23 protein-coding genes and 1 pseudogene are annotated in these 26,922 nt (G+C 46.6%); 6 read left to right on the plus strand and 18 right to left on the minus strand.

Annotated features, from left to right (window positions below):
- Positions 1 to 40: 40 nt before the first annotated feature.
- Both HNQ47_RS04770 and HNQ47_RS04775 read left to right on the plus strand, forming a co-directional pair.
- Positions 41 to 1,360 carry an aspartate kinase gene (locus HNQ47_RS04770; protein ID WP_183328097.1) on the plus strand — a complete coding sequence of 440 codons (1,320 nt, stop codon included), beginning with the start codon at positions 41 to 43 and terminating at the stop codon, positions 1,358 to 1,360.
- Between the two features lies 1 nt (position 1,361).
- Entirely contained in the window at positions 1,362 to 2,345 is a 984-nt protein-coding gene (locus HNQ47_RS04775) for an aspartate-semialdehyde dehydrogenase (RefSeq protein ID WP_183328099.1), read from the plus strand.
- 207 nt (positions 2,346 to 2,552) lie between these two features.
- Here the strand turns inward: HNQ47_RS04775 and HNQ47_RS04780 are convergent, their stop codons facing one another.
- Both HNQ47_RS04780 and HNQ47_RS04785 read right to left on the minus strand, forming a co-directional pair.
- Positions 2,553 to 3,839 carry a hypothetical protein gene (locus HNQ47_RS04780; protein WP_183328101.1) on the minus strand — a complete coding sequence of 429 codons (1,287 nt, stop codon included), beginning with the start codon at positions 3,837 to 3,839 and terminating at the stop codon, positions 2,553 to 2,555.
- Positions 3,840 to 4,134: 295 nt separating this feature from the next.
- Entirely contained in the window at positions 4,135 to 5,445 is a 1,311-nt protein-coding gene (locus HNQ47_RS04785) for an ATP-binding protein (RefSeq protein WP_183328103.1), read from the minus strand.
- A gap of 145 nt (positions 5,446 to 5,590) precedes the next feature.
- Between HNQ47_RS04785 and HNQ47_RS04790 the strand changes: the two genes are divergently transcribed.
- Positions 5,591 to 6,856, plus strand: coding sequence for a peptidoglycan bridge formation glycyltransferase FemA/FemB family protein (locus HNQ47_RS04790; RefSeq protein ID WP_183328104.1), 1,266 nt, complete (start codon positions 5,591 to 5,593; stop codon positions 6,854 to 6,856).
- A gap of 19 nt (positions 6,857 to 6,875) precedes the next feature.
- Here HNQ47_RS04790 and HNQ47_RS04795 read toward each other — a convergent pair whose 3' ends face one another.
- The 6 genes and pseudogenes from HNQ47_RS04795 to HNQ47_RS10130 form a co-directional block, all read right to left on the minus strand.
- Positions 6,876 to 8,120 carry an aminoacyltransferase gene (locus tag HNQ47_RS04795; protein ID WP_183328105.1) on the minus strand — a complete coding sequence of 415 codons (1,245 nt, stop codon included), beginning with the start codon at positions 8,118 to 8,120 and terminating at the stop codon, positions 6,876 to 6,878.
- A 36-nt stretch (positions 8,121 to 8,156) separates the two neighbouring features.
- Positions 8,157 to 10,022, minus strand: coding sequence for an ABC transporter ATP-binding protein (locus tag HNQ47_RS04800; protein ID WP_246346061.1), 1,866 nt, complete (start codon positions 10,020 to 10,022; stop codon positions 8,157 to 8,159).
- A complete protein-coding gene (locus HNQ47_RS04805) occupies positions 9,973 to 11,691 on the minus strand; it encodes an ABC transporter ATP-binding protein (protein ID WP_183328106.1) in 1,719 nt (572 codons plus the stop codon). The genes HNQ47_RS04800 and HNQ47_RS04805 overlap by 50 nt, the downstream gene beginning before the upstream one ends.
- 46 nt (positions 11,692 to 11,737) lie before the next feature.
- A complete protein-coding gene (locus tag HNQ47_RS04810) occupies positions 11,738 to 12,178 on the minus strand; it encodes a DUF4339 domain-containing protein (RefSeq protein WP_183328107.1) in 441 nt (146 codons plus the stop codon).
- Between the two features lie 38 nt (positions 12,179 to 12,216).
- Positions 12,217 to 12,669 (minus strand): Rrf2 family transcriptional regulator, encoded by a 453-nt coding sequence (locus HNQ47_RS04815; RefSeq protein ID WP_183328108.1) that lies wholly within the window; start codon positions 12,667 to 12,669, stop codon positions 12,217 to 12,219.
- 109 nt (positions 12,670 to 12,778) lie between these two features.
- Positions 12,779 to 13,511, minus strand: a pseudogene (locus HNQ47_RS10130) (carboxymuconolactone decarboxylase family protein).
- A 119-nt stretch (positions 13,512 to 13,630) separates the two neighbouring features.
- Between HNQ47_RS10130 and HNQ47_RS04830 the strand changes: the two are divergent.
- Positions 13,631 to 14,533 carry a LysR family transcriptional regulator gene (locus HNQ47_RS04830; protein ID WP_183328113.1) on the plus strand — a complete coding sequence of 301 codons (903 nt, stop codon included), beginning with the start codon at positions 13,631 to 13,633 and terminating at the stop codon, positions 14,531 to 14,533.
- Positions 14,534 to 14,975: 442 nt separating this feature from the next.
- Positions 14,976 to 17,453 carry a SpaA isopeptide-forming pilin-related protein gene (locus HNQ47_RS04835; RefSeq protein WP_183328115.1) on the plus strand — a complete coding sequence of 826 codons (2,478 nt, stop codon included), beginning with the start codon at positions 14,976 to 14,978 and terminating at the stop codon, positions 17,451 to 17,453.
- Between the two features lie 115 nt (positions 17,454 to 17,568).
- Here the strand turns inward: HNQ47_RS04835 and HNQ47_RS04840 are convergent, their stop codons facing one another.
- From HNQ47_RS04840 to HNQ47_RS04855, 4 genes are all read right to left on the minus strand, one after another.
- Complete coding sequence (locus HNQ47_RS04840) at positions 17,569 to 18,414, minus strand: aldo/keto reductase (RefSeq protein WP_183328117.1); 846 nt, start codon at positions 18,412 to 18,414, stop codon at positions 17,569 to 17,571.
- Between the two features lie 93 nt (positions 18,415 to 18,507).
- Entirely contained in the window at positions 18,508 to 19,140 is a 633-nt protein-coding gene (locus HNQ47_RS04845) for a flavodoxin family protein (protein ID WP_183328119.1), read from the minus strand.
- On the minus strand, positions 19,137 to 19,952 hold the full coding sequence (locus tag HNQ47_RS04850; RefSeq protein ID WP_183328121.1) for an alpha/beta hydrolase: 816 nt from the start codon (positions 19,950 to 19,952) through the stop codon (positions 19,137 to 19,139). The genes HNQ47_RS04845 and HNQ47_RS04850 overlap by 4 nt, the downstream gene beginning before the upstream one ends.
- Entirely contained in the window at positions 19,949 to 21,139 is a 1,191-nt protein-coding gene (locus HNQ47_RS04855; RefSeq protein ID WP_183328123.1) for an iron-containing alcohol dehydrogenase, read from the minus strand. The genes HNQ47_RS04850 and HNQ47_RS04855 overlap by 4 nt, the downstream gene beginning before the upstream one ends.
- Before the next feature lie 123 nt (positions 21,140 to 21,262).
- On the opposite strand from HNQ47_RS04855, the gene HNQ47_RS04860 reads away from it, so the two are divergent.
- Complete coding sequence (locus tag HNQ47_RS04860) at positions 21,263 to 22,087, plus strand: LysR family transcriptional regulator (protein WP_221248028.1); 825 nt, start codon at positions 21,263 to 21,265, stop codon at positions 22,085 to 22,087.
- Here HNQ47_RS04860 and HNQ47_RS04865 read toward each other — a convergent pair.
- From HNQ47_RS04865 to HNQ47_RS04890, 6 genes are all read right to left on the minus strand, one after another.
- Positions 22,084 to 22,527 carry a flavodoxin family protein gene (locus tag HNQ47_RS04865; protein WP_183328127.1) on the minus strand — a complete coding sequence of 148 codons (444 nt, stop codon included), beginning with the start codon at positions 22,525 to 22,527 and terminating at the stop codon, positions 22,084 to 22,086. The genes HNQ47_RS04860 and HNQ47_RS04865 overlap by 4 nt on opposite strands.
- Before the next feature lie 15 nt (positions 22,528 to 22,542).
- Positions 22,543 to 23,151, minus strand: coding sequence for a flavodoxin (locus tag HNQ47_RS04870; RefSeq protein WP_183328129.1), 609 nt, complete (start codon positions 23,149 to 23,151; stop codon positions 22,543 to 22,545).
- A 69-nt stretch (positions 23,152 to 23,220) separates the two neighbouring features.
- On the minus strand, positions 23,221 to 24,114 hold the full coding sequence (locus tag HNQ47_RS04875) for an alpha/beta hydrolase (RefSeq protein ID WP_183328131.1): 894 nt from the start codon (positions 24,112 to 24,114) through the stop codon (positions 23,221 to 23,223).
- Positions 24,107 to 24,931: an SDR family NAD(P)-dependent oxidoreductase gene (locus tag HNQ47_RS04880; RefSeq protein WP_183328133.1), complete on the minus strand. Its 825-nt coding sequence runs from the start codon at positions 24,929 to 24,931 to the stop codon at positions 24,107 to 24,109. Before HNQ47_RS04880 ends, HNQ47_RS04875 begins: the two co-directional genes overlap by 8 nt.
- A gap of 107 nt (positions 24,932 to 25,038) precedes the next feature.
- Entirely contained in the window at positions 25,039 to 26,355 is a 1,317-nt protein-coding gene (locus HNQ47_RS04885; RefSeq protein WP_183328135.1) for a hypothetical protein, read from the minus strand.
- A 4-nt stretch (positions 26,356 to 26,359) separates the two neighbouring features.
- Positions 26,360 to 26,911 (minus strand): DJ-1/PfpI family protein, encoded by a 552-nt coding sequence (locus tag HNQ47_RS04890; protein ID WP_183328136.1) that lies wholly within the window; start codon positions 26,909 to 26,911, stop codon positions 26,360 to 26,362.
- Positions 26,912 to 26,922 lie beyond the last annotated feature (11 nt).

Below are 26,922 nucleotides of genomic sequence, written 5' to 3' on the forward strand. Positions count from 1 at the left end.
ACAGCCCGTAAACACGGCAGGACAGATATGGAGAAAATATATGCTGAAAATCACAAAATTCGGAGGCAGCAGCGTCGCAAACGCTGAGCAATTTAAGAAAGTCAAAGCGATCGTGCAGTCCGATCCGGCACGGCGATATGTGGTCGTCAGTGCACCGGGCAAGCGCAATTCGTCCGACAACAAGATTACCGATTTATTGTATTTACTGGATGCCCATCGTCAGTATCACGTGGATGCCAGCAATGTCACGAAGATCATCCGCAAGCGGTTCTTGGATATCAAGACCGAGCTTGGCCTGAAACAGCCGATCGAAAAAGAACTGGATGAATTCTTTGCCAAAGTTCCGCGCATGAGCCAGGCGGAAATCGTCAGCCGCGGCGAATATTTCTGTGCCAAATTAATGGCTGAATATCTTGGTTTCCCTTTCGTGGATGCCAAAGATACGATTCGCTTTCATTCCGATAAAACCATCGATTGGGAAGCGACAACATCCCGGATCCAGGCGAAAACAACACAATATGAAAATTTTGTATTCCCGGGCTTCTACGGTACAACTGCCAATAACCAGGTCCAAGTATTCTCCCGCGGCGGCGGCGATATCACCGGATCGATCCTGGCCCGCTGTACCAATGCCGATGTTTATGAGAACTGGACCGATGTGTCCGGTTTCCTGATGGCCGATCCGAAAATCGTCAAAAATCCGGAAGCCATCACACACATCACCTATTCCGAACTGCGTGAGCTTTCTTACATGGGCGCCAGCGTCCTGCATGAGGAAGCCATCTTCCCGGTCAAGGAAGCAAACATCCCGATCCACATCCTGAATACCAACCGTCCGCAGGATACCGGAACGATCATTCAGGAACAAAGCAAGCATAAGAATCCTTATGCGATTACCGGTATTGCCGGCAAGCCTGGCTTTGCGAGCATTTATGTATATAAAAAGCATATGCCCAACGAAGTCGGCTATATCCGCAAGGCTTTATCGGTCGTAGAAGACTATAACATCAGCGTGGAGCACATCCCGAGCAGCATCGATTCATTCAGTATCGTCGTTGCGGAGCAGGATATCCGCGACTGCGAATATGAACTGCTGGCCAAGATGAAAAAAGAACTGAAGCCGGATGAACTGAAGATCACACACGATCTGGCATTGATTTCGACTGTCGGCCGAAATATGATGGATAAACCGGGCACCAGCGGCAAGCTGTTCGCAGCGTTAGGCGAAAACAATATTAATATTGTCATGATCGCCCAGGGCAGTGATGAAATCAACATCACGGTCGGTGTGAAGGTCGATGATTTCAAAAAGACAATTCGAGTCATTTATGATACATTTGTGAAAAAGGAGAATAAGTAAGATGAAAATTGCGATTGTAGGGGCGACCGGCGCTGTCGGTCAGCAGATGCTTCAGTGTTTGGAAGAACGTAATTTCGACTGTGATCTGAAGCTGCTGGCAAGTGCCCGGTCAAAAGGAAAAGTCTTTTCGTACCGCGGCAAAGATGTCGTCGTGGAAGAATTAAATGAACATAGCTTTGATGACGTTGATTACGCTCTGGGCGCGACCGAGAATGATCTGACCAAAAAATGGATGCCGTGGGCACAGAAAAACAACGTCATCGTCGTAGATAATTCCAGCGCATTCCGCCTGGATCCGGATGTGCCGCTGGTCATTCCGGAAATCAACCCGGAAGATATTGCGAAAAACCACGGCCTGATCGCCAATCCAAACTGTGCGACGATCATCGCCCTGGTCGCATTGAACGGACTGAACAAACGGTATAAGATCAAGCGCATCATCTGCTCGACCTATCAAGCCGTTTCCGGTGCCGGTGTCAAAGGCATCAAGGATCTGGAAAACCAGTCCAAAGATCCAAGCATCCCGTCACAGGCATTCCAGTATCAGATTGCGTACAACCTGATCCCGCAGATCGGCAGTTTCGATGATCTGGGCATCTCAAAAGAAGAGTGGAAGATGCAGAACGAAGGCCGTAAGATCTGGCACAACGATGATCTGCTGGTCAACTGCACCTGCGTACGCGTGCCGATCTACCGCTCGCATTCCGAATCCATCACGATCGAGTGCGAAGAGGAAGTCGATGTCAAGGAAGCACAGGAAATCGTTGCCAAGACGGAAGGCTGCGTTCTGAAGGACGATCCGAAAAATGGTATCTATCCAATGCCGCTGGATACCACCAATCAGGATCTGGTTTATGTCGGCCGCATCCGCAAGGACATCAGCGACCTGACCGGCCACAGTCTGATCGTGTTCTGCTGCGGCGATCAGATCCGCAAAGGTGCTGCAACCAATGCGGTGCAGATCTTAGAAAAATTAGTGAAGTAAAACAAAGAGGCAGATGTTCGGCTGACATCTGCCTCCTTTTTTTCTGCTCATCGATTAAAAAAGACATCGAATTTTTCGATGTCTTCTTTATGACGTATTGATGTGCCGAAGCACATTTCCCTTGATCTTTCGGGATCTTTTTTTCAGAAGATTTAGTTATCTTTTCTTAAATCTTTTTTCTTTTCTAACTCTTTTACTTTTTCTTTTTTAAACTGTTTCTTTTTTCATCAAGAACATTGTGGAAAGTGCCGCCAATACACCAATCATCCACATCATCCAACCGGTATCTGTTCCGGTCTGGACACCGCTTGATGCTGCTTGCTTTGCTTCTGTTTTTTCTGTTTTCTGTTGTTTTGTTGAATCTTCTGTCGTCGATGTTTCTGTCGATTCGCTGCTATCTTCTGTTTCCTGCGAATCCGTTGTATCTTCTGAATCTGTATCTTCTTCTGTATCAGAATCATCTTCTGTTGTTGACTGCTCTGTAACAAGATAACGGAAATTTTCAGCATTCATTACTTCATCACTGATCGACGTAAAAGTGCCACCAGTTACTGTAAATGATGAAATTCTATTAGCTACGCTATCGTAATCAACCAAATCACCATTAAATGTACCACCAGTAATTACAACACTACTAGATACAGAATCAGTTGTAGTGGTGATAATTGGTGCATCATCTGATGTAAAAGTTCCACCGGTGATAGTTAATGACCCTAAATCAGGTGATTCTCCAGTACCGTTATTTAAAATCAACGATTTTCCATCAACTGCTGAGAAAGTACCTCCAGTAATTGTGGTTTTATTCCAATTCAGCAATGCGCCTTCACCACCACCTGTAAATGTTCCTCCGGTGATGGTCAAATCACCGCCGTCATCATTTTTTAAATAACGACCGCCTTTGAATGTTCCACCGCTGATTATCAGCGTTGGTTGTGCTGAATTTACACTGGATACATAACCTGTCCGAGAGTTACCATTGCTATTATAACTATAATAGCCGTTCTCAACCAAACTGGAAATCGTGCTTCCTGTCGCAGAAATTGTTCCGCCGGTAATACTCATTGTACCATGGTTAACAATTGTGTAATACGTATTGTCATCCGTATTTGCACGAGTCACGGTTCCACTTTCAATCGTCGTTGTACCATTGTTGAATATCGCTGCATAACCATTGGATGTGTTTTCAACCGTTCCGGTCTGAGCAGTAGATGTGTCTTCCAAGGTAAAACTTGCGCCAGAATTCACTGTAATCGTATCGGTATCAGTAGAATTTGTTAATGTGAAACCATTCAAATCGAGAATCGTATTATTAACGACCGTAATACTTGCCGTAATATCATTCGTCATCTGAACGGTTCCGCCATTTGCGACTGCAGTTGCCAAACTCGTCGCATCGCCAGCTTGCGTCACACTTGTTTCTTCAGCTTGTACACCAGTTGCAAAGAAAAACATTCCGCAAAACAAGAACAATAAGCTGTATATAACCTTTTTCATGTTTATCCTCCTCTCACTATCCGCTTATTCTTCTTGGCTGTATCATATCGCACGAAAAAAGGTATTTCAAATTAATACATTCAATTGATCAGCTCTGAACAAAACATCACTATCCCAAAATGCAGAAATTATTAATGTATAAAATAAACACAAAATAAATTTAGCTACTTAAATGTAACAATTTGTTCAAAAATGAAAAAAAGGAAAAATTTGTATAAATGACCTATTTTTCCACTTTTTTGACCGACTTTTCCACCCAATAAAAAACCCTGCATGCGCTGCAGGGTCTAAAATTCTATTTTGCTTGGTATTGTCCGACAATGTAATCGATAAATTGCTGAGCGGTCCTTCCGGACAGTCCGCCGTGACGCAGTTCCCACTGATTGGCCTTGGCATGCAGCTCTTCCTGTGAAATCTGCACTTCCGGGTACCGTGCCATCAAAGTATCGACAATATGGTAGAACTCCTTCGTCGATGGTTTGAAATAACCGATCCGCACTCCGAACCGGTCGACCAGTGAAAGTTTTTCTTGGATCGTATCGCTGCGATGCAGACCGTCCGTGCTCATATCGCTGCGGTCGCTCCACGTTTCGCGGATCAAATTGCGGCGGTTGCTGGTGGCATAAATCAACATATTTTCCGGCTTCGGTTCCAGTCCGCCTTCGATGACTGCCTTTAAATACTTATATTCGGTTTCGAATTCTTCAAACGACAAGTCATCCATATACAGAATAAATCGATAATTCCGGTTTTTGATCGTCGCGATGATACGGGTCAGTTCCTTGAATTGGTGCTTATAAATTTCAATCAGGCGCAGGCCCTGATCATAGTACTGATTCAGAATAGCTTTGATACTCGTTGATTTACCGGTGCCGGCATCGCCGTACAGCAGCACATTGTTGGCGCGGCGGCCATGCACAAACGCCTCGGTATTGTCGATCAGCTGCTGCTTCTGGATCTCATAGCCAACCAAATCATCCAGCCGTACTTCACTGGTGTTGGTGATTGGGATGAGCAGTTCTTTCTCCCCTTTCTCACCGACCCGGAATGCTTTATTCAAACCGAATTTACCGACGCCGTATGCCTGATAAAAGCGTGTGATCACATCATACAGTTCATCTTCATTCTGTGTTTTTTCGATTTGTGCACTTAGTTCCTGTACTTTTTCGCTCACGCTTTTATTGTAGATTTGATCTTTCTTGCCGACGGATCGATAATTCGAAATGGTCGAAAAGCAATGAATACCTAGCTCATTTTCCAACGGGTGGAAATTGTAGTCAAACAATGCCTTGAAGATCTTAAAATCATGCTTGGCAAATTCATTGACCGAACCTTGGATCGGGCCGACTTTCTCGGAAACCAACGTAAACGGTGTTTCCGTTGTTGCCAGTAAATAAGCCAGATAGTTGTGCCATAGGTTGGTGTTGAACCCGTATGTCGTAGCCACATCCAGCAAGCGGTGCACTTGTTCATAAATATCGGAAATCAGTGCTTCGCGCTGATAGTTTCCGGAATCGAAACGGCGGGTGATCTCACCCAGTTGATATAAAATACTGTCTTCATCTAAATCACGATAGACAATGAACTGAGAAATTAAACGATACATATTTCATCTCCTTTCGTCTATTATACAATAAATAAAAATGACTGTTATAGCTCAAATATATTATAATAGTTTTGTTATATTATATATTTATAGAGATTGACGAGAAAAGGAATCATCGATATAGTCCTTACTTAAGGGGTAGCTTATGAAATTTACAGAATTAACTGAACAAGAATTTGATGCCTTCGCACAGGCATATCCGAAAAACAACTTATGGCAAAGTACCGAAATGGCACAGATGCACAAATTACGCGGGAATACGATTTATTATGTCGGCATAAAAGACAATGATACGATCACCGCCGGAGCAATGATCTCCTGCCGGCCGGTCTTCCGCCAATATTGCATGGCCAGCGCGCCGCGCGGCTTTCTGATTGATTATAAGGATCAGTCTCTGCTGACTTATTTCAACAACGAACTGGTGCGCTTCCTGAAAAAGCGGCATTGTATCCGTCTGCGCATCGATCCATATATTGGCTATGTGCAGCGCGATCTGGACGGCAATGAAGTACCAGGCGGCTGGCAGAACAAAGATGTCTATCACACATTGATCTCGCTGGGATACACCCATGAAGGGTTTACACGCGGAATTGACATGGCACAGGAACCGCGTTGGATGTATACGATCCCCTATCAGGGACAAACGGCCGATCAGCTGCTGCATTCCTTTGAGCGCAAGACCATCCGTTCGATCCAGAAAACTGAAAAATATCAGATCGAAGTCCGGGAGCTTCCTTATGAAGAACTGGATTTGTTCATGAACGTCATCAAAAGTACGGAGGAACGTCGCCACTTTACCGGCCGTGACAAAACATATTATGAAAATTTATATAAAGTTTACAGTGCACATGATCACATTAAATTCCTTTACACCGAATTGTTTGTCGACCGTTATCTGAATGATCTGGAAAACGATCTTGCGAAGCAGAAACAAATTATTGCGGACGTCAAAGCGAAACATGGCGACGCTTTATCCAAAAAAATGCGCACCAAGATCCATTTAGCTGAGGAACAAATAGATGGCTTGAATAAAAAGATCGCAGAAGCCAAGCAGCTGCAGGCAGAAAAGGGAAATGCCATCCCGCTGGCAGCGGGTGTATTTTTCACTTATGGACGGGAAACCTTGTGCCTGATGAGCGGTGTATACGAAGAATATATGAAATTTGCTTCGCCTTATGCGATGCACTGGTACATGATGAAAAAAGACATCGAAGCACATCGGGAGCGCTATAATTTGTATGGTATTTCCGGTGAATTTGGCGAACAAGCGGATGACTACGGTGTGTACTTATTTAAAAAAGGATTCAACGGCGAAGTCATCGAACTGATCGGTGTCTTTGACTATGTGCTGAATCCTTTCATGAATACGATGTATGAGAAGATGCGGCGCATCAAACATCATAACGATTAGCAGGGAAAATTCCCTGCTTTTATTTTTTTAACGATTTATACATGGAATAAGCGCCTTTGCGCAGCGGATAAATAAAGTCGCCGACCAGCTGCTCTACGACACCATTAAATCCCTTCTTGAACATATACACGCCATAATCATCGGCATCTTCTGAGAAATTGCCGCTGATACCGTAGAAATTGTAACGCGGGATGCGGTGTTCCAGCGCATAACGGATCATATACCACTGAATCGCATACGGCGCATAATATTTACGGAACTGATCATGCGTTGCACTGAACAAGTAAACAACTTCATTGTCGTAAATTGTAAACACAGCCGAGGCCATGTAAACAATTTCCCCATATTTATCCATCAGTTCCTGCGCTTCCTTGGTCTTTTTCGCATTCAGATCCAAGGCTTCCTGTGCGACCCGCTGCCTTTTCAAGAACTTCTTCGACTTCGCAACCTCGGCCAGTTTCGCATCGATTTCCGCCATTTCTTTGTCTAAACGATCTTTTTCCTGTGCCAATTTATTCAGATAATCACTCACATCCAAATAGGCTGCAACGACTTTGACATGATCGCCGTATATTTCTTTCTGCAGTTTGAAAAAGTTACGATCTCGTGTTTCAAAGTGACGGCGTTCGGCGGTCTCGGTCATCATCGTATAGAAGATATCCATCTCGTCATCTGCCAGTTCTCGGACCTGAACGCCTTCTTTGCGCGTACGGTTCACGGACCAACGTGTCTGCTGGTGCATCTCTTTGAGAAGTGTTTTTTCGTCTTTGCCGTCTAAATACAAAGAAAACATCCATTTCACTTCGCCGCCGTCGTAAGAACGGATAAATGGCTGATGTTCAAAACCGCAGGCTTCCATATTTTCGATCACATAAGAATTGTCAAAGCCGCCTTCCACCAGCTCACCATTGATGTCACGTTCTTTATACAGCACGTAAGGATCCGCCAAGATGTACAAGCCTTTCTGATTTTTTGTATACTTCACAAGCTCATCCGTAAAGAATTTCAGCAGTTCCCGATCGGAATAATCAATCAAGAAGCCGCGCTGTACATAGAAATATCGATATACTTTCATGACCGGAATCGATGAGATCAATGCGGCGCACAATATACTGCCGTTTTCTTTTACGCCCACAAATTCCGTCTTCCAATTTTCTTTTTTCTTCAAAGCTGCCGATTCCGGCGAATTTAAAAAGGTACGATTTGGATATTGTTCCCAAAAGGAACGATATTCTGCTTCAGTCAAATTTACAAACTCCATCATTTATCCCTCCGCTCGTCCCTATATTATACTAATTTTCTATGACAGTTCAAACATTCCAGTATACAATTTATGGTAGACTCCGTCCTTAGCCACCAATTCTTCGTGGCTGCCCTGTTCAACGATCCGGCCATGATCAAGGACAATGATCAGATCCGCATTGCGTACGGTGGAAAGCCGGTGCGCGATCGTAAAGACTGTCCGGCCGTTCATTAAATGATTCATTCCCTTTTCGATCAATTTCTCGGTCCGGGTATCAATGGAACTTGTCGCCTCATCCAAGATCAGGACCGGCGGATCGGCTACCGCAGCCCTGGCAATGGCCAATAACTGGCGCTGTCCGGCAGACAGATTGGCACCATCACTTTTCAGGATCGTTTGATACCCTTTCGGCATACGGCGGATAAATGAATCCGCATTGGCCAGTTTCGCCGCTGCGATGCATTCGGCATCGGTCGCGTCCAATTTGCCGTAACGAATGTTTTCCATGATCGTGCCCGTAAACAAATGTGTATCCTGCAGCACCATGGCGATCGAACGGCGCAGATCGTCTTTTTTGATCAGCCGGACATCGATGCCGTCATAGGTGATCGAACCTTGATCGACATCATAGAATCGGTTGATCAGATTGGTGATCGTGGTCTTGCCGGCACCGGTCGCACCCACGAAGGCAATTTTCTCACCGGCATGTGCATGCACATTGATCCCATGAAGGATCATTTGTTTTTTTGTATATCCAAAATAGACATCGTGCAGCTGTACATCACCGCGCAGCGGCACCAGTTCAAGGCCATTCTCACGCGGATGGGCCCATGCCCATTTTCCTGTATGTTCAGGGGTCTGCACCAATTTTCCATTTTCCTCTTTCACATTGACCAAAGTGGCCTGCCCGCTGTCCACTTCCGGTTCGATCGACATGTATTCAAAAATACGTTCTGCACCGGCTAAAGCCGAGAGCACAATGGTTCCCTGCTGGGTGAATTGGTTGATCGGCATCGCCGCCTGACGGACAAAAACCAAGTAACTGGCCAGGGAGCCAATGTCACTGGTGTGATTTAATACCATATATCCGCCGATTACTGAAACCAAGGCATAATTGACATACGACAGACTGACGACCATCGGGATCATCGACTGCGCATAGCTGACAGCCGTGCGGCTGCTTTGTTTGAGATGACGGTTCATCGTATCAAATGTTTTCTGATTGGCTTTTTCATGATTAAAGACTTTGACGACTTTCTGGCCGGTCATCATCTCTTCGATAAAGCCGTTCATCCGTCCTAATTCGTGCTGCTGATCGGAGAAATACTGCTTGCTCTTATGGCTGCTGTACCGAATATATAAAAACATAAAGAAGTAGAAGATCACCACGATCCATGTCAGACGTGCATTCAAAATGAACAAGATCACCAGTGTACCGATCATTTGGATCAGGCTCTGGATCATCATCGCAAAGGAGTTGTTCAGCGCATCGCTGATCGTATCCACATCATTGGTAAAGCACGACATCAGCTCCCCATGCGGCCGGGTATCAAACACAGATACCGGAAAACGCTGCGCCTGCCGGAAAAGATCGCGCCGGATATCCTGCACGACTTTCTGTGCACCTAATGCCATTAACTGTGTATAGCCAAACGCGGCTGCCACACCAATCGCAAAGATCAATGCCATGGTGCGGATACTGCGCAGGATCTGAGGAATGTTTCTGGTCGGAATTTCGTTGATCACCGGCCGGATCATATACGTTCCCAGCAGGTTTCCCAAGGCACTGATGGCCACAAGGATACCGATAAGCAAGAACAGAAAACGATGATTGCCCATATAGGATAGGAATTTCTTCAATGTTTCACGCAAATCATGCGGCCGCATCCGGATCACCTCGTTTCTGCGAAAGATATAAATCATGATAGATCGATGAAGACTTCAGCAATTCATCGTGTGTGCCGATATCACGGACCTTGCCGTCTTCCAGGACCAGGATCTGATCACAGGACGCAATCGAAGAAATGCGCTGGGCGATCATGATCACCGTCATCGGCAGCCGCGACAATCCATCGCGGATCCGGCGGTCTGTTTTCGTATCCACGGCACTGGTCGAATCATCCAAGATCAGGATCTTGGGCTTTTTCAATAAAGCACGGGCGATGCACAGGCGTTGTTTCTGGCCGCCTGAGAGATTGCTTCCACTTTGTGAGATCTGCGTCTGGTAGCCATCCGGCAGCCGCTGGATGAACTCATCGGCACAAGCGATGCGGCAAGCTCGGTCCAAGTCTTTCTGTTCGGCATCCGGATCGCCCCAGCGCAGGTTTTCGGCGATCGTACCGGTAAACAAGACATTGTTCTGCAGCACCATGGCCACATCATCCCGCAAAGCATTTAGATTCAGCTCTTTGACATCATAGCCGCCGACTTCTACTGCGCCCTGCGAAGCATCATAAAGACGCGGGATCAACGCGACCAGTGTGGATTTGGCACTGCCGGTCGCGCCGATGATGCCGACATTCTGTCCGCTTTTGATCGACCAATTGATATGGCTGAGAACATCTTCTTCGGCCTGCAGATCGTACTTAAAGGATACATCGTGAAAATTGACCGAACCATCTTTGAGAAATTTTCCATCTTCCGGCGAGGTCAGCGTGACTTTTTCATTGAATACTTCCTCGATCCGGTTGATACTGGCCATACTTCGGGTCAGCAGCAGGAAAACACTGGAAATCATGACCAGTGAATTCATGATCTGCAGTACATAACTCAGCAGCCCAGTCAGTTCGCCGACTTGCAGCGTACCGCCGAAGATCATCTGCATGCCGATATAGATCAATGCGACGATCGTTGTATACATCGCTGCCTGAAAAGCAGGAATGTTCAGCGTCGCCACTTTGAATGTATCACGGGAAATGTCTGCCAGCTGCGAATTCACCGTTTCGAATTTTTCCGCTTCATAATCCTGCCGTACAAAAGCTTTAACGATACGGATCGCGGTCAGATTTTCTTGTATTCGTTCGTTCACGGCATCCATTGCGGCCTGCAGCCGCGGAAATTTTGGCCGCACATTGCGCACGATCAAATAGAGCACCAAGCCCAGAAACGGCAGGATCACTAAATAGATCCAGGCCATGCGGGCATCAATTAAAAAAGCCATGACCATGCCCGTGATAAGCATGACCGGTCCGCGGACCAATGGCCGGATCGCAGAAATGAGCGCATTCTGCACCGTTGTCACATCGTTGGTCAGACGCGTGATCAGGCTGCTGCGTTCAAAGTGATCCAGGTTTTCAAACGCAAAACGCTGAATGGCCTGGTATTCTTTGCGGCGCAGAACGGCGGCAAGTTCTGATGTAAAGGATGCTGCCATCCGTGCATAAATGATGCCAAATAGCAAAGAAAGTCCCGCACATATCAACATTTGCAGCCCTTTGGCTAAAAAAATGCTTTCGTCTTGTTTCATGATGCCGTCATCGATGATCTGTGCCATCAAAAACGGAATAATGACTTCAAACATCGTTTCCAAAGCGATGAAGATCACCGCTCCGATAAAATAATTACGAATCTTTCCCTTCGGGATCCGTTTCATGACCTCACCTCTTCAATAAAAAATGGTCCGCCTTCCGGCGAACCCATTAGATTTCCCACATATCGCCGGATCGAATGGACTGTGAGATTTCATCATAAAAAAAATAAACCAACACAATCAGCACGGCGATGATACAAATGATGACGACCCTGTTAAAAAGAAGATGTCTTTTCGAATCACGCTCATCTTCCTGCGGCATCGTATCCGATAGTTCCGATTCCGACAGCCGGATCCACTTCCGTTCCGTTCCCGTTTTCCAAACCAACGAAAAACCATCCAATGTTCCGTCTGCGATCAATGCGGTCATTTCCGCTTCGCTCAACGGACCGATGGGTTTATTTTTCCGCACATAATACCATTGTTTTATTTCCTGGGACGGTTCCGGCTGTTCATTTTTTTCAATATCTTCCGTCAGCTGCACCCGGGCATCTTCACCGACGTCATTGGCGTCAAAATCCGAGGCGCTGAATTTTTCTTTTTCTGCCATAACCTCATTATACACAAATTCCCGCAATTTGGCAGATATTACATCTGTTTTTCCGCCGTCACAGACTGCGCATTTTGAATAACGTTCAAAACTTCCTGCACCGTACGGCCGGCCAGATCATTGCGGAAATCCTGATCTAATTCTGCCAGCTGCCCATCCAGCGCGCGGTGGATATTTTTTCCGACCGGACACTGCGGGCTCGGGTTTTCATGAAAATGGAACATTTCATTTTTGCCATTTGTCTCCACGGCTTCATAGACATCCAGAAATGTGATATCATCCAGCGAACGGCACAGCGTGATACCACCGGGGCCGCGCTTGACTTTGATCAGACCGGCGTCCTGCAGATTGATCATGATATTGCGGACGATCACCGGATTGCTGCCAATACTGGAAGCCAGAAAAGCACTGGTGATCTTGTAGTCTTTTTCAAAAAATTTTACGGCAGCCAGCAGATGGATGGCAATCGTAAATTTTGTCGACACTTGCATAGGACTCTTCCTCCTGCCTTCATTATACATCCGGTAAAAGAAAAAAGTCCCGCAGGACTTTTCTTCATATTCATTAACAACTCTTTATTTTCATTCAATATTCAACGTTTTACTGCTCAACCGCCGCATACTGTTGGTCATCGACTGGTTCACACCACTCATTGGGTGTATTGTCACCAGGCAGTTCAAACGCCAAATGTGAGAACCAGGAATCTTTTTTAGCACCATGCCAATGTTTAACACCGGGTGCGATATAGACACTGTCACCTGGCTTCAATGCCTGCGCCGGTTTGCCCCATTCCTGATACCAGCCTTGTCCATCTACACAAAGCAGCACCTGACCTCCGCCTTTGTCTGCATGATGAATGTGCCAGTTGTTCCGGCATCCCGGTTCAAAGGTCACATTGAAGATATTGATCCCTTCTGTTAATACAGGGTTCAAATAACTCTGTCCTGTAAAATATTGCGCAAATCCATCGTTTGGATCACCCAATCCAAACATACCGCCATGATTATTCGTTGTCATCTGCATAAACCTCCTTTGCCATCCGGAATGCCGCCCAGGCATTCGGCCATCCAGCATAGAATGCCGCATGTGTTAATATTTCTGCCATCTCTTCTGCAGTAATGCCATTGTTTTTCGCATTTAGAATATGATACTTCAACGACTGGTCCAAAATTCCTTTTGACATCAATGCCGTCACCGTGATCATACAGCGGTCGCGCGTCGACAATTGCGTTTCGCGGGACCACACTTCTCCGAACAATACATCATCATTCAATTCCGCAAATTTAGGAGCAAATTCCCCTAATGCATCGCGTCCTGCCGTTACTTTTTTCATTTTGATCCTCCTGTCGTTTTTCTTTACAATTTATTTATATCGCATTTTCTGCAAAGACGGAATTTCCGATGTGTTATAATTGTATAAACTTTATGTTCAAACAATAAGGAGGTGCTCCGATGTACAATCCCTTGCTGGATACCTTTTTGATCACGGTGGACTGCGGCAGTTTTAACGCCGCCGCCAAGAAACTCTATCTCTCCCCCACTGCCGTCATGAAACAGATCAATACGCTGGAAAATCAACTAGGCCTGTCACTGGTCCGGCGCACACGCTCGGGAATTCAGCTGACTCCAGGCGGCAAGATCATTTACCAAGGCGCTTTGTTTCTGAAAGATTATTCCGCTAAAACACTGGCAGAAGCACGCAGCGCAATGGCAGAAGCGGATCATACATTCTGCGTCGGCACATCCCTGCTCAATCCCGCCAAGCCATTCATGGACCTCTGGTATCAATACAATGCACAGTTTGCGGACTATAAACTGCATCTGGTACCATTTGAAGACAACCATGAAGGCATTCTCAGTGAGATCGGTTTACTGGGAAGGAAATTTGATTTCCTGATCGGCGTCTGTGATTCCCGTGCCTGGCTGTCCATGTGCGAGTTTCTGCAGCTTGGCTATTATCGAAAGATGATCGCGGTTTCCCGCAGTCATCCGCTGGCAAAGAAAAAAGTGGTAGAGGTTTCTGATCTGCACGGACAGACATTGATGATGGTGCCGCAAGGCGATTCCGGCACCAATGATTTCATCCGCCATGATTTATCGATCAATCATCCAGAGATCCAGATCGAGGATACTTCGCAGTACTTTGATTTATCGGTCTTTAACCGCTGTGCAGAAAGCAATAAAGTGCTGCTTACCATTGAATGCTGGAAAGATGTCCATCCGGGGCTGGTAACCATTCCGGTCAACTGGAAATACCGGATCCCCTATGGCTTGTTATATAGTGCGGATGCTCCTGAAGACGTGAAAGCATTCGTGGAAACGGTGCGGAAAAACCAGCCGGATATGGAAATATAGATCCACGTTGAAAATAAGCGCTTCGATATCTGATATCTGAAGCGCTTTTTGTATTTCATGTTTTAAATTTTGATATTTTCATTTTTCCATTATTGAATTTCCCAAAATATTTTTTTACAAAGTTTTAAGATTTTGTAAAAATATGTAAATTTTATTTGCTTATTGATTTTATTAAAATAACCCTTCTCACTATTCAATATTTATATAATAAATTTTTTTGAAATTTTCAGATGAATTTTCATTCATTTTTTCATTTTTCCAATGATCCATTTTAAAAAAAATATTTTGTGATTTATATGTACTATTCACTTTGAATTTATTATTATCCTAATTTGAATATAATATTTTATTACGGTATTATTTAAGTGGCCAATATTTTATAAACCGTTTTCTTTGGTCTCCATACAAAGAAAAATGGATAGAGAGAGGGTGAAATGGAAAAATGAAACATCGGCTTATAAAATACCTCGCCATGCTCTCAGCTGTGATCGTGATTTTTGGCTTCAGTATCGCATTCACGAGAGCAGAAGAAACAAATACGCCGGTTTCTGACACGACGGTCCAGGAGGTAACCACTGTACAAACGGATACCACCCAGGAAGCTACGGAACAGGAAACAGATGATCAAAGTACTGCTGCTAAGCAAACGCAGACAGCGGCAGATCAAGATGCGTCCACGCAGCAGGATCAGTCACAGAAAGCGGCCGTGCAGCCAAAGAAATCGAGTTCTGCACAATTATCAGCAGCGTCTAGCGGAAGTAGAGATGTAAGCTCAACGGCTGTGGATTCCATCACTATAAATGATTCTACTGAAGACAGCGAAATTTACGCTGGAGAAGATTTTTTTGTCGAAGTCGCTTTTTCAGAAAAAGACAAAGGAAATTTTAATTTCCAAAGCGGCGATACAATTAAGATCAATTGGGATGCGCCGGATGGTGTAACATGGACAGGATATACAGGAACGATTGAGTTGCATCAAGATAATGAAGACAACAAGCCAATTATGGCAACTGCTGTAGTTAACGAGACGAATGTAATAATCACATTTAACGAGAATGTCAATTCGATGCAGCAAGTAAACGGATCCGTTTATTTTACGATCAGAAACGAGGGAACACCAACCACAGATGAGAATAATACTGGTAAAATTTATACTTCAGATATGTCAAAATCTGTTGCGATCAAGAGATATACAGGCCCAACTTTCACTAGTAAAGGCGGAAATCCAGTTGAGGGTACGAATACGATTGAATGGACAATTCAGATCAACAATACTTCTCTCACTAATCTGACTGGTTCTATTACGATTACCGATGAACTTCCGAGTACTGAGACTTTTAATGAATCTCAAGGAATTGTGGCTGGGTTATTTATTAAAAATGCCCAAAATGCCCAAGGAGAAACAAAAACAGTATACACCGGATTTCCTGAAAATGATTTTAATTTTTCTTATCAACTGAATGGGAAAAAAATTATCATTACAATTCCGGAGGGATATGTTTCGAAGTTAAATAACTACTCTTATACTGATAGTGAAGGGTATAGTTACACAGGTCCGATCGGCGTCTTCTTTACTTTTTATACAACGTCGGAGGCTACAGCAGGAAAAACCGTGACAAACAACATAACTACAAGTTATCAAGTAAGCGGAGAGACAGAAAAAACAGAAGAACAAACTGGCACAGCTACAATCCCTTCCTCAGGAGGAAGCATTACTGGTGCCCCGCAAGGAACGATCTGGGTCCATAAGGTTGTCAACGGCACGACGGATCCAATTGAAGGTGTACACTTCCGCGTCTACAAAGTAACAGACGAAACTGGCAATACAGTACAAACCGGATGGTACAATAATCAGGACTATGTCGAAATTGTATCTGATTCAACCGGCTTAGCTTCGCTCGCAAATCTGGATGACGGTTATTATAAGATCGTCGAAATTTCAGATCAGCTGCCGAACTGGATCGCTTCCAGCAGTTTAAAAACTATCGTGGTTCAATTAGGCGGAACGGCCGGAACCGAAACCACCATAGAAAATGATGTCAAAACAACAGACATTACAGCCACGAAGAATTGGACGCAGAGTGATGGTCAGACAGCAGATACAAGCGATCATCCAACTGTTTACTTCAAACTGTTCAGAAGTGTAAACAATGGTACAGCAGAAGCAGTAGATGCAGAAATCAAAGCAGTTCAAACATTAAGCGGACAAAGTACAGCATCTGTCACTTGGGAAGACCTCCCGCAATATGACAATCAAGGAAATCTGTATACGTATTCTGTCATCGAAGTCGATGCCTCGGGCAATGACTTCACACCGGATGGCTATACCAAGACCGAAGACGGCCTCATCGTCACCAACATGGCAAAAACCGGAGAACGGGAAGAAAAAGATTCCCTGACGATCATCAAAGTAGATGAAAATGGAAATGAAATTGATGGTGCTGAATTCACGCTGTATGATGGCAATCAGGCTGTTTTGACCTTTAACGGCGGAACATATGTACTGACTACGGATGAACTGAAAGCTTTGTTAGGTGATGCCGATCAAAAGACTTTCACACTGAAGGAGACAAAAGCTCCGAACGGTTATCAATTATCTACAAAAGAATATCAAATCACATTGTCAAAAACCACTGCGCAAGAGTGGGAAGGCGAGGGAGCCGATCGCGCCTATGTCACGATCACGACTTATAAACTCACTTGCGGTGATGCAGAAGACAATGTGCTTCAAGTTGTGAACACACCGGATGTCCCGGCAGAAGAAAAACCAAAGACACCGGAAAGCCCGAAAGCAAAACAATCAGGCGTTCCGACCGGAACCAACAGCAATTCCTTGCTTTGGATGTTCACGATGTGTGCCGCAGCGGCTGCTGCAGTGATCTTGCTGAAAAACAGAAAGCACGGTACGGATATTCATTAATTTATTCAAACAAAAAGATGCACAGACCTTTGGCCAGGTCCCTGCATCTTTTTATTATTCGATCACGATATGAAAAACGGGATACCGAAATATCCCGCTTCAAACAGCCCTGTTCTTACTCCTGTGCATCAAAATCCGGCCGCATTTCTTCATAACGTTTCAGCTGTTCCGGGGTCGCATGGTAATACCGGATGTTTTTATCCACACCTGCAATTTCTTTCATTTCCTCGTCGGTCAATTTGAAATCAAAGATATTGAAATTATCGCGGATGTGTTCCGGATTGCGGGAACCTGGGAATACGACATGACCCGACTGCACATGCCAGCGAAGAATGATCTGTGCATTGGATTTTCCATACTTTTTCGCCAGTTTCGTAAACACCGGTTCCTGCAGCAGGCTCTTATCCCCGTGTCCCAGCGGATACCAAGCCATCAGCCCAATATGGTTCGGCTTCAGGATCTTCTTCAGCTCGGTTTCCGGATAATATGGATGGGCTTCGACCTGTACCATCTGCGGTTTGATTTCCGCATTGTCCAATACCCACTGCAATTGGTCTTCCGGGAAATTGGAAAGGCCGATGGCTTTGATCTTGCCTTCTTTGTATGCCTTCTCCAACAATTTGTATCCAGCTTTCCAGTTGCCTGCCGGCTGATGCAGGAACATCAAATCGACATAGTCGGTATCCAGACGGCGCAGAGACTTCTCGACTGCATCCTCATCTTCATAGACGCTCGGCCAAAGTTTGGTGACCAGGAAAATCTCTTCCCGCGCCACACCGCTGCGCTTGATGCCCCGGCCGACACCGCGCTCATTTAAATAGGCGTTGGCTGTATCGATCAGACGAACGCCCTCCGTCAGCGCGTGATACACTGCATCTTCTGCTTCCTGCGGGCTCATCATAAATACACCGATGCCGTCCATCGGCATTTTGATTCCGTTATTCATTGTAAAATATTCCATGTTGATTTACTTCCTTTCGCACTTTCAATATAATGCGTTTTCCTCTCGATGTACAATATCAAATCCGATACCCTGTATTCATTCCATGAATGCTTAGCGAATAAAGTTCGTGCTGATCCTTGGCTCCGGTTCCGGCTTTTTGACACCGGCCTTTTCGCCGGCCTCCAACGATTTCATCAGCCAGGCCAGGTTCTGTCCCAAGACCCGCATGATCTGCACGCCTTCTGTATCCTTCCATACATCTTCAGGCGTCTGACCGTGCACCATGTTCCAGTAGCGAGATGTGGCAATCGGCATCTGCGCATAAAACAAATACTTATTCAGCACATCCAGCGATGCGGTCGTACCGGCGCGGCGGGCCGAGACAATGGCGGCACCTGGCTTCTGCGCAAAACAGTGCAGTCTGCCGAACTGATCGGCAAAAAACGCGCGATCCATGAAGCCGGCCATCGATGCCGCAATGGAGGCAAAATGCACCGGTGCACCGAACACGAATCCATCTGCTGTCTTTGCCTTTTCTAGAAACGGATTGACCGTATCCTGTACATGACAGGCATGATGTTCCCGGCACCAGCCGCAGCCGATGCACCCTGTGACCGGCTTGTTGCCGATCCAGAAATCCTCGGTCTCGATGCCGGCTTTATTTAACTCATCACCAACCAGATGCAAAGCTGTATACGTACAGCCCTTCGGATGCGGACTGCCATTCACAAGCAATACTTTCATACTTCCTCCTTTGCCGTAAATATCTTCGGCAGTGCATGCCGCAGTTCAGCACGCATCGATGCAAAACTGTGGCTGCCATCGTTATTTTCCCAATACTCCAGATTTTCTTCGTTGAACAAGCCCGAATCATCGGCACGCAATGCATCGATCTGCGGGATCATATCCTGCTTGGTGCCGTCGTTTTCACCAACCATTGCCTGAATATGCAGATCCTCTGCCTGCAGACCGGCCTTCTGAACCCCTTGGATCACATCGGCGGTGCCATTTTTTGACCAACAGTCCCCTGCCATCGGCAGATATTCCGAAAACCAATCCGCATGATGAATGATCACTTCCCATGTCGTAACGCCGCCCATGGAATAACCGCCGAACGCGCGATGTTCCCGATCCGAATACACATTGAAGTTTGATTCGGTTTTACGAATAACTTTTTTCAATTCTCTGCGCGCAAAGAACCGGTTCAGCGGATAATCTTCACTGTAATCATCCTGCACGAAATCCCGGGACGGATAATAGGTCGGAAATACGACAGCCATCGGCGGTATTCTTCCTTGTTTGATCCAGCGGTCCAACAAAGGCTGCATCTGCTTTGCCAAGGATCCTGCATCACCGGTCGATCCATGCATCAAATACAGTACCGGCAGTTTCTCATCAGTATCCGGCAGATACACATAGGCCGTCTTATGATATGTTTTATTTTTATATTGGATCGTATAGTCAAAATGTGAAAGTGAAGAAGCAGCCTGCACCGGCCGGCCTGTCAGACCAAAGCCGATACAAAATACTGCGAAGATCTTGATCCATCTTCTCATGCGATGCATTCTGTCAGGATCGTATAAATCTCATCAGCATCCATCTGACGGGCACAGCCTTTCGTGATGATCGTCGAATCTGCAATTTTCCGCAGAAGTTCCGGATCCGTCGGATCACCAGTGCCATGACGCATATTGTTTTTCAGTTCCGTCAGCGTACACGGCAGTCCAATTTCGCGGATGAACGCCTGCAGTGCATCAATTCCTTCACTTGCTGCTTGTTCCTCCGACTTTCCTTCGGTATCAACGCCGAAGACTTCTTTGGCAAAGCGGGCAAATCGTGCCGTGTTATCTTTCAGCAAGTGGCGGTAAACCGTCGGATGAATGACCGCTAAGCCCTGACCGTGGTTACAGTCGGTATAAGCTCCAAGTTGATGTTCCAGCATATGATTCTGGAAATCGGTGATCTTTCCAATTTTCAAGATCCCGTTTTCCGCCATGGAAGCATCCCACATCAATTCCGAACGGACTTTCACATCCTTCGGATCTTTGATCATGGCCCGGATATTGCGGATCACATTGCGCATCACGGATTCATTCATTTCATCGGATACATTGATCTCAGCCGGTTTGCCGAAGTACGTTTCCATACAGTGGGACAGTGTATCAAATGCACCGGAAACTGCCTGCATCATCGGTACGGTCAATGTATACGACGGATCTAAGACCACAAAGTCGGCCATCGCCCCTAACATGCCGTTTTTCTGCAGGGTCGATTCATTCGTGATGACCGCACCGTTGTTCATTTCTGAACCGGTTCCCGAAACGGTCGTGACGGCTGCTAACGGAATGTGATCGGTCGGATAGATGTGATCGACAAATTCGGACTGCCAAAGATCTTTATCCGTTTTTGCCTGCACGGCAATGACCTTGCAGCAGTCGATCACCGATCCGCCGCCGACTGCCAGGATCAGATCGACCTGTGCATCAACAGCAAGTTTGGCGCCTTCCTGTACTTTCGCATACGTCGGATTGGGCATGATGCCTGAAAATTCTACATACTTCATATTGCGGCTGGACAAATAATCAACGATTGAATCAAAGATCCCCGTCCGCTTGATACTGCCGCCGCCGTACGCGATCATTACTGTATGGACCGTTTCCGGAATTTCGGCATCCAGCGCCGTTTTTAAAATACCTTGGCCGAAATAGACTTTCGGCATCCCCATATACTGAAATGTCTCCATGATTGGTTCCGTCCTTTCTACAATTCACTTTACAAATGAATTTGTTTCGAATATATTTTTATTTATAGAAGATCATAAACATTCATTATTCTAATAATGAATACAAAGAAAGTGAGGCCGCCGATGCTTACATACGAAGAAATGCAATATTTTGTCGCCTTTGCGCAGGACGGCACATTGACCAAAGTCGCTGAACAATTCACGATCTCCCAGCCGACGATCACACGGGCAATGAAGAAAGCCGAAGAAACCTTCGGCGTCCCGTTGTTTGACCGCACCAAGAACAGTATTTCCTTGAACGAATGCGGCAAACTTGCTGCCCGGGAACTCTCGATCCTGCTGAAGCAGACCGATGACGTGCTCTTTCGGGTGCGTGCCTATGATAAAGCGAACCGAACCATTGCGATCGGCTCAGCAGCCGCCGTGGAAATTCCCGGTCTGATCCAGGCACTGACCCGCCGTTTTCCGGAAAAATCCATCAGCACCGAGCTGAAAATGCCGGATGAGTTGATACAAGGCCTGGAACAAAACACCTATCAGCTGATCATCCTGCCCTACGTGCCGGAAAGCAACAGCTACAGCGTCCGCAAGATCGGCGAAGAACATTTAATGTTCCTGCTACCCAAATCTCATAAGTACGCCCATCGCAAATCATTATCCTTGGCGGAAATGAACGGCGAAAACTTGCTTCTGTATTCCGAAATCGGCTTCTGGGCAGATCTTGTCCGCAAAGCCATGCCGGATTCTCGTTTCCTGGTCCAAAATGAACGTTACTCCTTCAGCGAACTGATTGAAAACTCGATCCTGCCCTGCTTTGTCACTGATCTGACCAATACTCAATATAAAGATCGTGTGGCAGTGCCGATCTCGGACGAAGCGGTCAATGTGACCTATTATCTCGTTTGTAAAAAATCGATGCGGCGGGAATACGCAGCTGTTTTTGATTAAATACGGACTTTGCGCGCTGATTTCCGGTCGGTGATCATACCGCCCCATTGAAAACCATACATGGCCGCAAAGCGCGACATTGTATATTCCCCGGCCTCCAACATCCATTGTTCCGGTGCTGCTCCCTGAAACAGGAAATACAACGTCTTGCCGCGCATGCTTCCCGAAGCGACCGGACCGTAAAAACGATCCAGCACATTCCGCACGCTGCCGCAGATATTATGCCAGTAGACCGGTGAACCGATCACAACGACATCCGCCTGCTGCATTGCTTTGACGACCTCGTCAAATTGATCGCCCGGCAATGTCTGACCATATGCGTTGATCCGATAATCCGTCAAATTCAATGTTTCATACGGTGTATCTTTCAATAAAGCGTCTGCCAAGGCAGCCGTATTTCCGTTCGGGTTCGGACTGCCGTTGATAAATAATGCTTTCATAAAATCCTCCTTGATTTAGTCTTCTTCGATCGAGTCGATCCATTCTTCGACATCTTCTTCTGATACATCAGAAGCAAATCGATGGCCTTTCTGCCAATCGCCGGTACCAGCCATCTCAGCCAGGTGATCGCCGCTGTCCCCGATGCCAGATTCCGAAGACGTACAGAATGGAATCACGGTCTTACCGGAAAAGTCGTTGTTTTTCACAAAGTTATTGACCGGCCAGGCAGCATCGCCCCACCAGATCGGATAGCCAATCAGTACAACATCATACGAATCCCAGTTCTCGACCTCTGTCGTCGTCAGCTCGATATCCTGCAGGTCTTCATTTTCATGTTCCTGCACCACACGGCTGTTGTCATTGGTCCAGTCAAGATCGTCATCCGTATATGGATCGGTCGGAGTAATTTCAAAAAGATCCGCATCCAGTTCATCGGCAATCATCTGTGCCGCTGACTTTGTATTGCCCGTTGCAGAAAAATAAGCAACCAGTACCTTCGCATCTTCCGGAATTAAAGCCGATGACCGATCAGAAGAGCCAGAAGATGCTGACCCAGATGAACATCCCGTCAATAATAGAGCTGCGGTCAGTAAAGCCGCAAACCATTTTTTCCTTGTTTTCATATTGATCCTCCTTGATCTCATCCTATACGAATAGTGCTGATCCGTACAGAATCGATTCTGTAACCTGCTTTACAAATTTTGAATCGTCATTCGTTCCCAAAACGCCAAAGCATCCTCGATCCAGCCTTCTGCATTGGTATGCAGACCCAAACCAAAGCCATGCCGCCTTCCGGGATACATGTGAAATTCGGTCGGGACCCCTGATCGATCCAAACGGGCCAGGCGATCTTTCATGCCTTGCCACCAGGCGATCCCATCTCGGTCTCCGACACACGCATAGGTCGGCGCATCGTCTTTTGAAACCGTATCATATCCCGTATACTGCATGATCACGGCTGCAGCCGCCGGCAAGTCCGTGCGGCCGGTGATCTGCCGCAGGCCTTTGCGATTGCCGCCGATAGCTGCCATCCGCGCGCCGGCCGATCCGCCCCAAAGTGAATACCCGGTGCGTTTTACACCAAGCGTTTCGGCATGATCTTCAATAAAGGATAGCGCACGTCCCAGATCTTCAAACGGATGATCCGGCCGATAGATCAACGCAAACGCCGGATGGCCGTGCCGGCTGATGGTCAGCGCCTGCGGAAAACTGTCGTGCAGAGCCGCTACATACATGAACCCGCCGCCCGCATTGACCAACGCAAACTCCTTTTCAGGCTGGCCGCGAAAGAAAAACAAACCCGTATTCCTGCGGGAAGGATCCTGTCTTTGTTCCACTGCTGAATAAATCGGATAAAAAATCTGTTCACCGGCACTGGCCCGTGCCTGCAGATCATTGAGCACATCCACGGTTGTATCCGCATTGATTTCCGAATACCAAATAAATGTTCTTTCGTTCGAAATGGCAGCCAGACTTTGATCCGGATCGATCGGTCGGTCCACTGGAAACAAGAGCCGGCCAAAATCACCGAATGCCGGATCATTGATGACCTGACGGACCGTCGTTTGTCTGGTAAATTTATTCAAAGTCGGCCTCCTCACTGACTGTCTTCCAGGCGCCGATCTCGTGCAGACGATTCGTATAATAGTTCTCGGCCACGCGGACCGCATCGCTGCCCAATAAGAGATGATGCACATCAGCACCGCTCTTTGCGATTTCATAGATGATCCGGCCGCATCGCATGGGATCATCCGGCTGCTTTGCGGAACCATCGATTTCTTCCTTACGGTAACGTTTTGCCAACGGGTCATAATCGGCGATCGTATGGTGCGTGCCGCCCATGCGGGAACCATAGAACCCCGTGCGCATCGCACCCGGCTCCACGCACATGGTCCGAATTCCTAAATGCCGGACTTCCAGACCCAGTGCTTCCGTTGCTAGTTCCATCGCGCCTTTGGACGCGGAATAATACCCGTTGCCTAAAGCACCGCGCAGCGCGCCGATCGATGTCACATTGATGATCAGACCGCTGTGTGCCTGCCGCATCGAAGGCAAAAGCGCATGGATCAGATGCATCGGACCGAAAAAATTGGTCTCAAATAATTCCCGGACGGCTTCCGGTTCACTTTCTTCAATGGCTGCCCGATAACCATGACCGGCGTTGTTGACCAGCACGTCGATCGGGCCGAACTGCTGGGCGGCATCTACGGCTTCTTCAATGCTTTCCGCCCGGGACAGATCCAGCGCCAATGCCAATGCCTGCTGCGGATATTCGGTTTCAAAATGTCGCACATGTTCCGCATCCCGTGCTGTCACAACAGCACGGTCGCCGTTTTCCAGCACAGCTTGTGCGATCCCTTTTCCCAGCCCGTCTGAGCATCCAGTGATCAACCAAGTTTTCATCAGATTCCTCCTTTTCTTTGCATTATAAAGATAGGATCTTTCTATGAACAGAATCAATTCTGCACACATGTTTTCAAAATTTGAATAGAAAAAAAAGACTGACAACGTCAGTCTTTGGTAAACAATGTCGGTACCGTCCGCTCATTATATTGTGTGGATATGATGCCGCCGTCGCTCATCCTTGAGTAGACGCCCGCAAATTCTCCCGCAAAAACATAGAGACCCGTCATATTGCTGAAGGTGCGGAACGCATCGCTTTCCACCAAATCAATATTCTCCGTTTTATACGGCACAATGTATTCCTGCACGATATAGTCTGCATCGGCAGCATCGTTCAGGATCTCATTCCACTTCTCTGCCGGCACATCGATCCCGGCCCAGACCCCTTTCGAGGCAAAGCCGTCCTTCGGTTTGATGATCCACCGATCCTTTTCCTGTAGTTTTCCGATGATCTCCGGACGCAGATCGTATGTCTTCGGCAGATGGGCATCGATAAACTGCTTTTGTTTCTCAGTGAAATATTTCTGCATGACTGGGTTGACCAGCACCTTGGAAATTTCCTTGTGATGGATCAGCTGGGTCTGAAACGCACCGATCAGGCAGACATGGTCATCCTTGACCGCCTGGATAAATGGCTGGATCTCATCATAGTGTTCCATGATATCCCGCGTCACGGCCCTTCGATAAACAACATCGATGGTCCGGTGCGTATACTTTGAGATCAGTTTTCCGTCTTCATACAGCAGATCCCGCAGATCCAGCACTTCTGCCTGATAACCACGATGGGAAAACAGACTCTGATACACGTAAAGCTCATTTAAATACGCATTTTCCAAAATGTCCACAATAGCAATGGTCGGCCGTTCCGGAACGTTCGGATCCTGCTGAAAGATCGTCACAAAATCGGATGCCCAGCGTTCCATGATCTCCATGATCTCATACGAACGCGGATCCCGGGCAAATACATTGTTTTGATCCAGCAGCACGTTCAGCCGGTTGTTTTCCATCATGGCACTGGTACCATCCGTATTGAACTCGCAGACATGGAAATCTTTGGTTTCTTCATCATAGAAAATATCGATCCGACAAATGGGGATCGGCGTCTGATAGTGCGGTTCCAGCAGGATCAATTCTTCCAATTCGTTTGAAAACGGAAATAAAGCCCGTACCGCCGGATCGATCCGGTAAGCTTCTATGACCCGCGTAAAAATGGCATAAAACGTATCAACGATGGTTTGAAAATTTCGTTTGTCTTCCTGACAGAAAAATTTGGGGATGTGCAGCGTCCGGGTATAATACCGTCCGCCGGCATTCAGTTCGCTGTTTTGGATGGCCATCGTCATCTGCAGCGCACTTTTCTTACTTTCAATGGGATGTTCTTTGATATATTGAATATATTCGTCGTTAATTTCTAAACAATTCACAAAACTATTGTACGACCGGTTTATAGTAAACAGATGCTTTTACTTGATCGCAGTGCTCCTTTCCGCATAATTTTTCCATAATTGCCCAGGCAAACTCAATACTGGCAGCCGCTGACCGGCCAGTGATCAGATTGCCGTCGGTGACGGCATACGCATCGACATACGTACCGCCGAAATCCTGATTCAGTGCAGTAAAGCAAGTGTAGCGCTTACCTTTCAAAAGACCTTCCTGTCCTAAGATCGTCGGGGAAGCACAGATTGCCGCAAGAACTTTTTGATCATCTTCGGCAAAGCGATGCAGTAATTTTAATACAGCTTCATTCCGGCGAAGCGTTTCGTGCTGCGGGCCGCCCGGCAGGATCAAACAGTCGGCTTGATCAAAATCATAGGATGAAAACGGCAGGGTCGGCTGGTACGCGATCCCAAAACGTCCGACCACCGGTCCGTCCTTCACGCTGACCAGATCCACATCCACACCTGCCCGCTTCAATAAGGCTGTCGGTCCCATGGCTTCCAGCTCTTCAAATCCGTTATCGAGTAGTACAGCTGCTTTCATTCTGTTTCCTC

Origin of the sequence: Catenisphaera adipataccumulans (assembly GCF_014202755.1) — a bacterium.
In the GTDB taxonomy this organism is placed as follows: Bacteria; Bacillota_I; Bacilli_A; order Erysipelotrichales; family Erysipelotrichaceae; genus Catenisphaera; species Catenisphaera adipataccumulans.

Coding starts and splice junctions, on each gene's coding strand:
- HNQ47_RS04770 (WP_183328097.1), top strand. CDS start 41: ATGCTGAAAATCACAAAATTCGGAGGCAGCAGCGTCGCAAACGCTGAG.
- HNQ47_RS04775 (WP_183328099.1), top strand. CDS start 1,362: ATGAAAATTGCGATTGTAGGGGCGACCGGCGCTGTCGGTCAGCAGATG.
- HNQ47_RS04780 (WP_183328101.1), bottom strand. CDS start 3,839: ATGAAAAAGGTTATATACAGCTTATTGTTCTTGTTTTGCGGAATGTTT.
- HNQ47_RS04785 (WP_183328103.1), bottom strand. CDS start 5,445: ATGTATCGTTTAATTTCTCAGTTCATTGTCTATCGTGATTTAGATGAA.
- HNQ47_RS04790 (WP_183328104.1), top strand. CDS start 5,591: ATGAAATTTACAGAATTAACTGAACAAGAATTTGATGCCTTCGCACAG.
- HNQ47_RS04795 (WP_183328105.1), bottom strand. CDS start 8,120: ATGATGGAGTTTGTAAATTTGACTGAAGCAGAATATCGTTCCTTTTGG.
- HNQ47_RS04800 (WP_246346061.1), bottom strand. CDS start 10,022: ATGATTTATATCTTTCGCAGAAACGAGGTGATCCGGATGCGGCCGCAT.
- HNQ47_RS04805 (WP_183328106.1), bottom strand. CDS start 11,691: ATGAAACGGATCCCGAAGGGAAAGATTCGTAATTATTTTATCGGAGCG.
- HNQ47_RS04810 (WP_183328107.1), bottom strand. CDS start 12,178: ATGGCAGAAAAAGAAAAATTCAGCGCCTCGGATTTTGACGCCAATGAC.
- HNQ47_RS04815 (WP_183328108.1), bottom strand. CDS start 12,669: ATGCAAGTGTCGACAAAATTTACGATTGCCATCCATCTGCTGGCTGCC.
- HNQ47_RS04830 (WP_183328113.1), top strand. CDS start 13,631: ATGTACAATCCCTTGCTGGATACCTTTTTGATCACGGTGGACTGCGGC.
- HNQ47_RS04835 (WP_183328115.1), top strand. CDS start 14,976: ATGAAACATCGGCTTATAAAATACCTCGCCATGCTCTCAGCTGTGATC.
- HNQ47_RS04840 (WP_183328117.1), bottom strand. CDS start 18,414: ATGGAATATTTTACAATGAATAACGGAATCAAAATGCCGATGGACGGC.
- HNQ47_RS04845 (WP_183328119.1), bottom strand. CDS start 19,140: ATGAAAGTATTGCTTGTGAATGGCAGTCCGCATCCGAAGGGCTGTACG.
- HNQ47_RS04850 (WP_183328121.1), bottom strand. CDS start 19,952: ATGAGAAGATGGATCAAGATCTTCGCAGTATTTTGTATCGGCTTTGGT.
- HNQ47_RS04855 (WP_183328123.1), bottom strand. CDS start 21,139: ATGGAGACATTTCAGTATATGGGGATGCCGAAAGTCTATTTCGGCCAA.
- HNQ47_RS04860 (WP_221248028.1), top strand. CDS start 21,263: ATGCTTACATACGAAGAAATGCAATATTTTGTCGCCTTTGCGCAGGAC.
- HNQ47_RS04865 (WP_183328127.1), bottom strand. CDS start 22,527: ATGAAAGCATTATTTATCAACGGCAGTCCGAACCCGAACGGAAATACG.
- HNQ47_RS04870 (WP_183328129.1), bottom strand. CDS start 23,151: ATGAAAACAAGGAAAAAATGGTTTGCGGCTTTACTGACCGCAGCTCTA.
- HNQ47_RS04880 (WP_183328133.1), bottom strand. CDS start 24,931: ATGAAAACTTGGTTGATCACTGGATGCTCAGACGGGCTGGGAAAAGGG.
- HNQ47_RS04890 (WP_183328136.1), bottom strand. CDS start 26,911: ATGAAAGCAGCTGTACTACTCGATAACGGATTTGAAGAGCTGGAAGCC.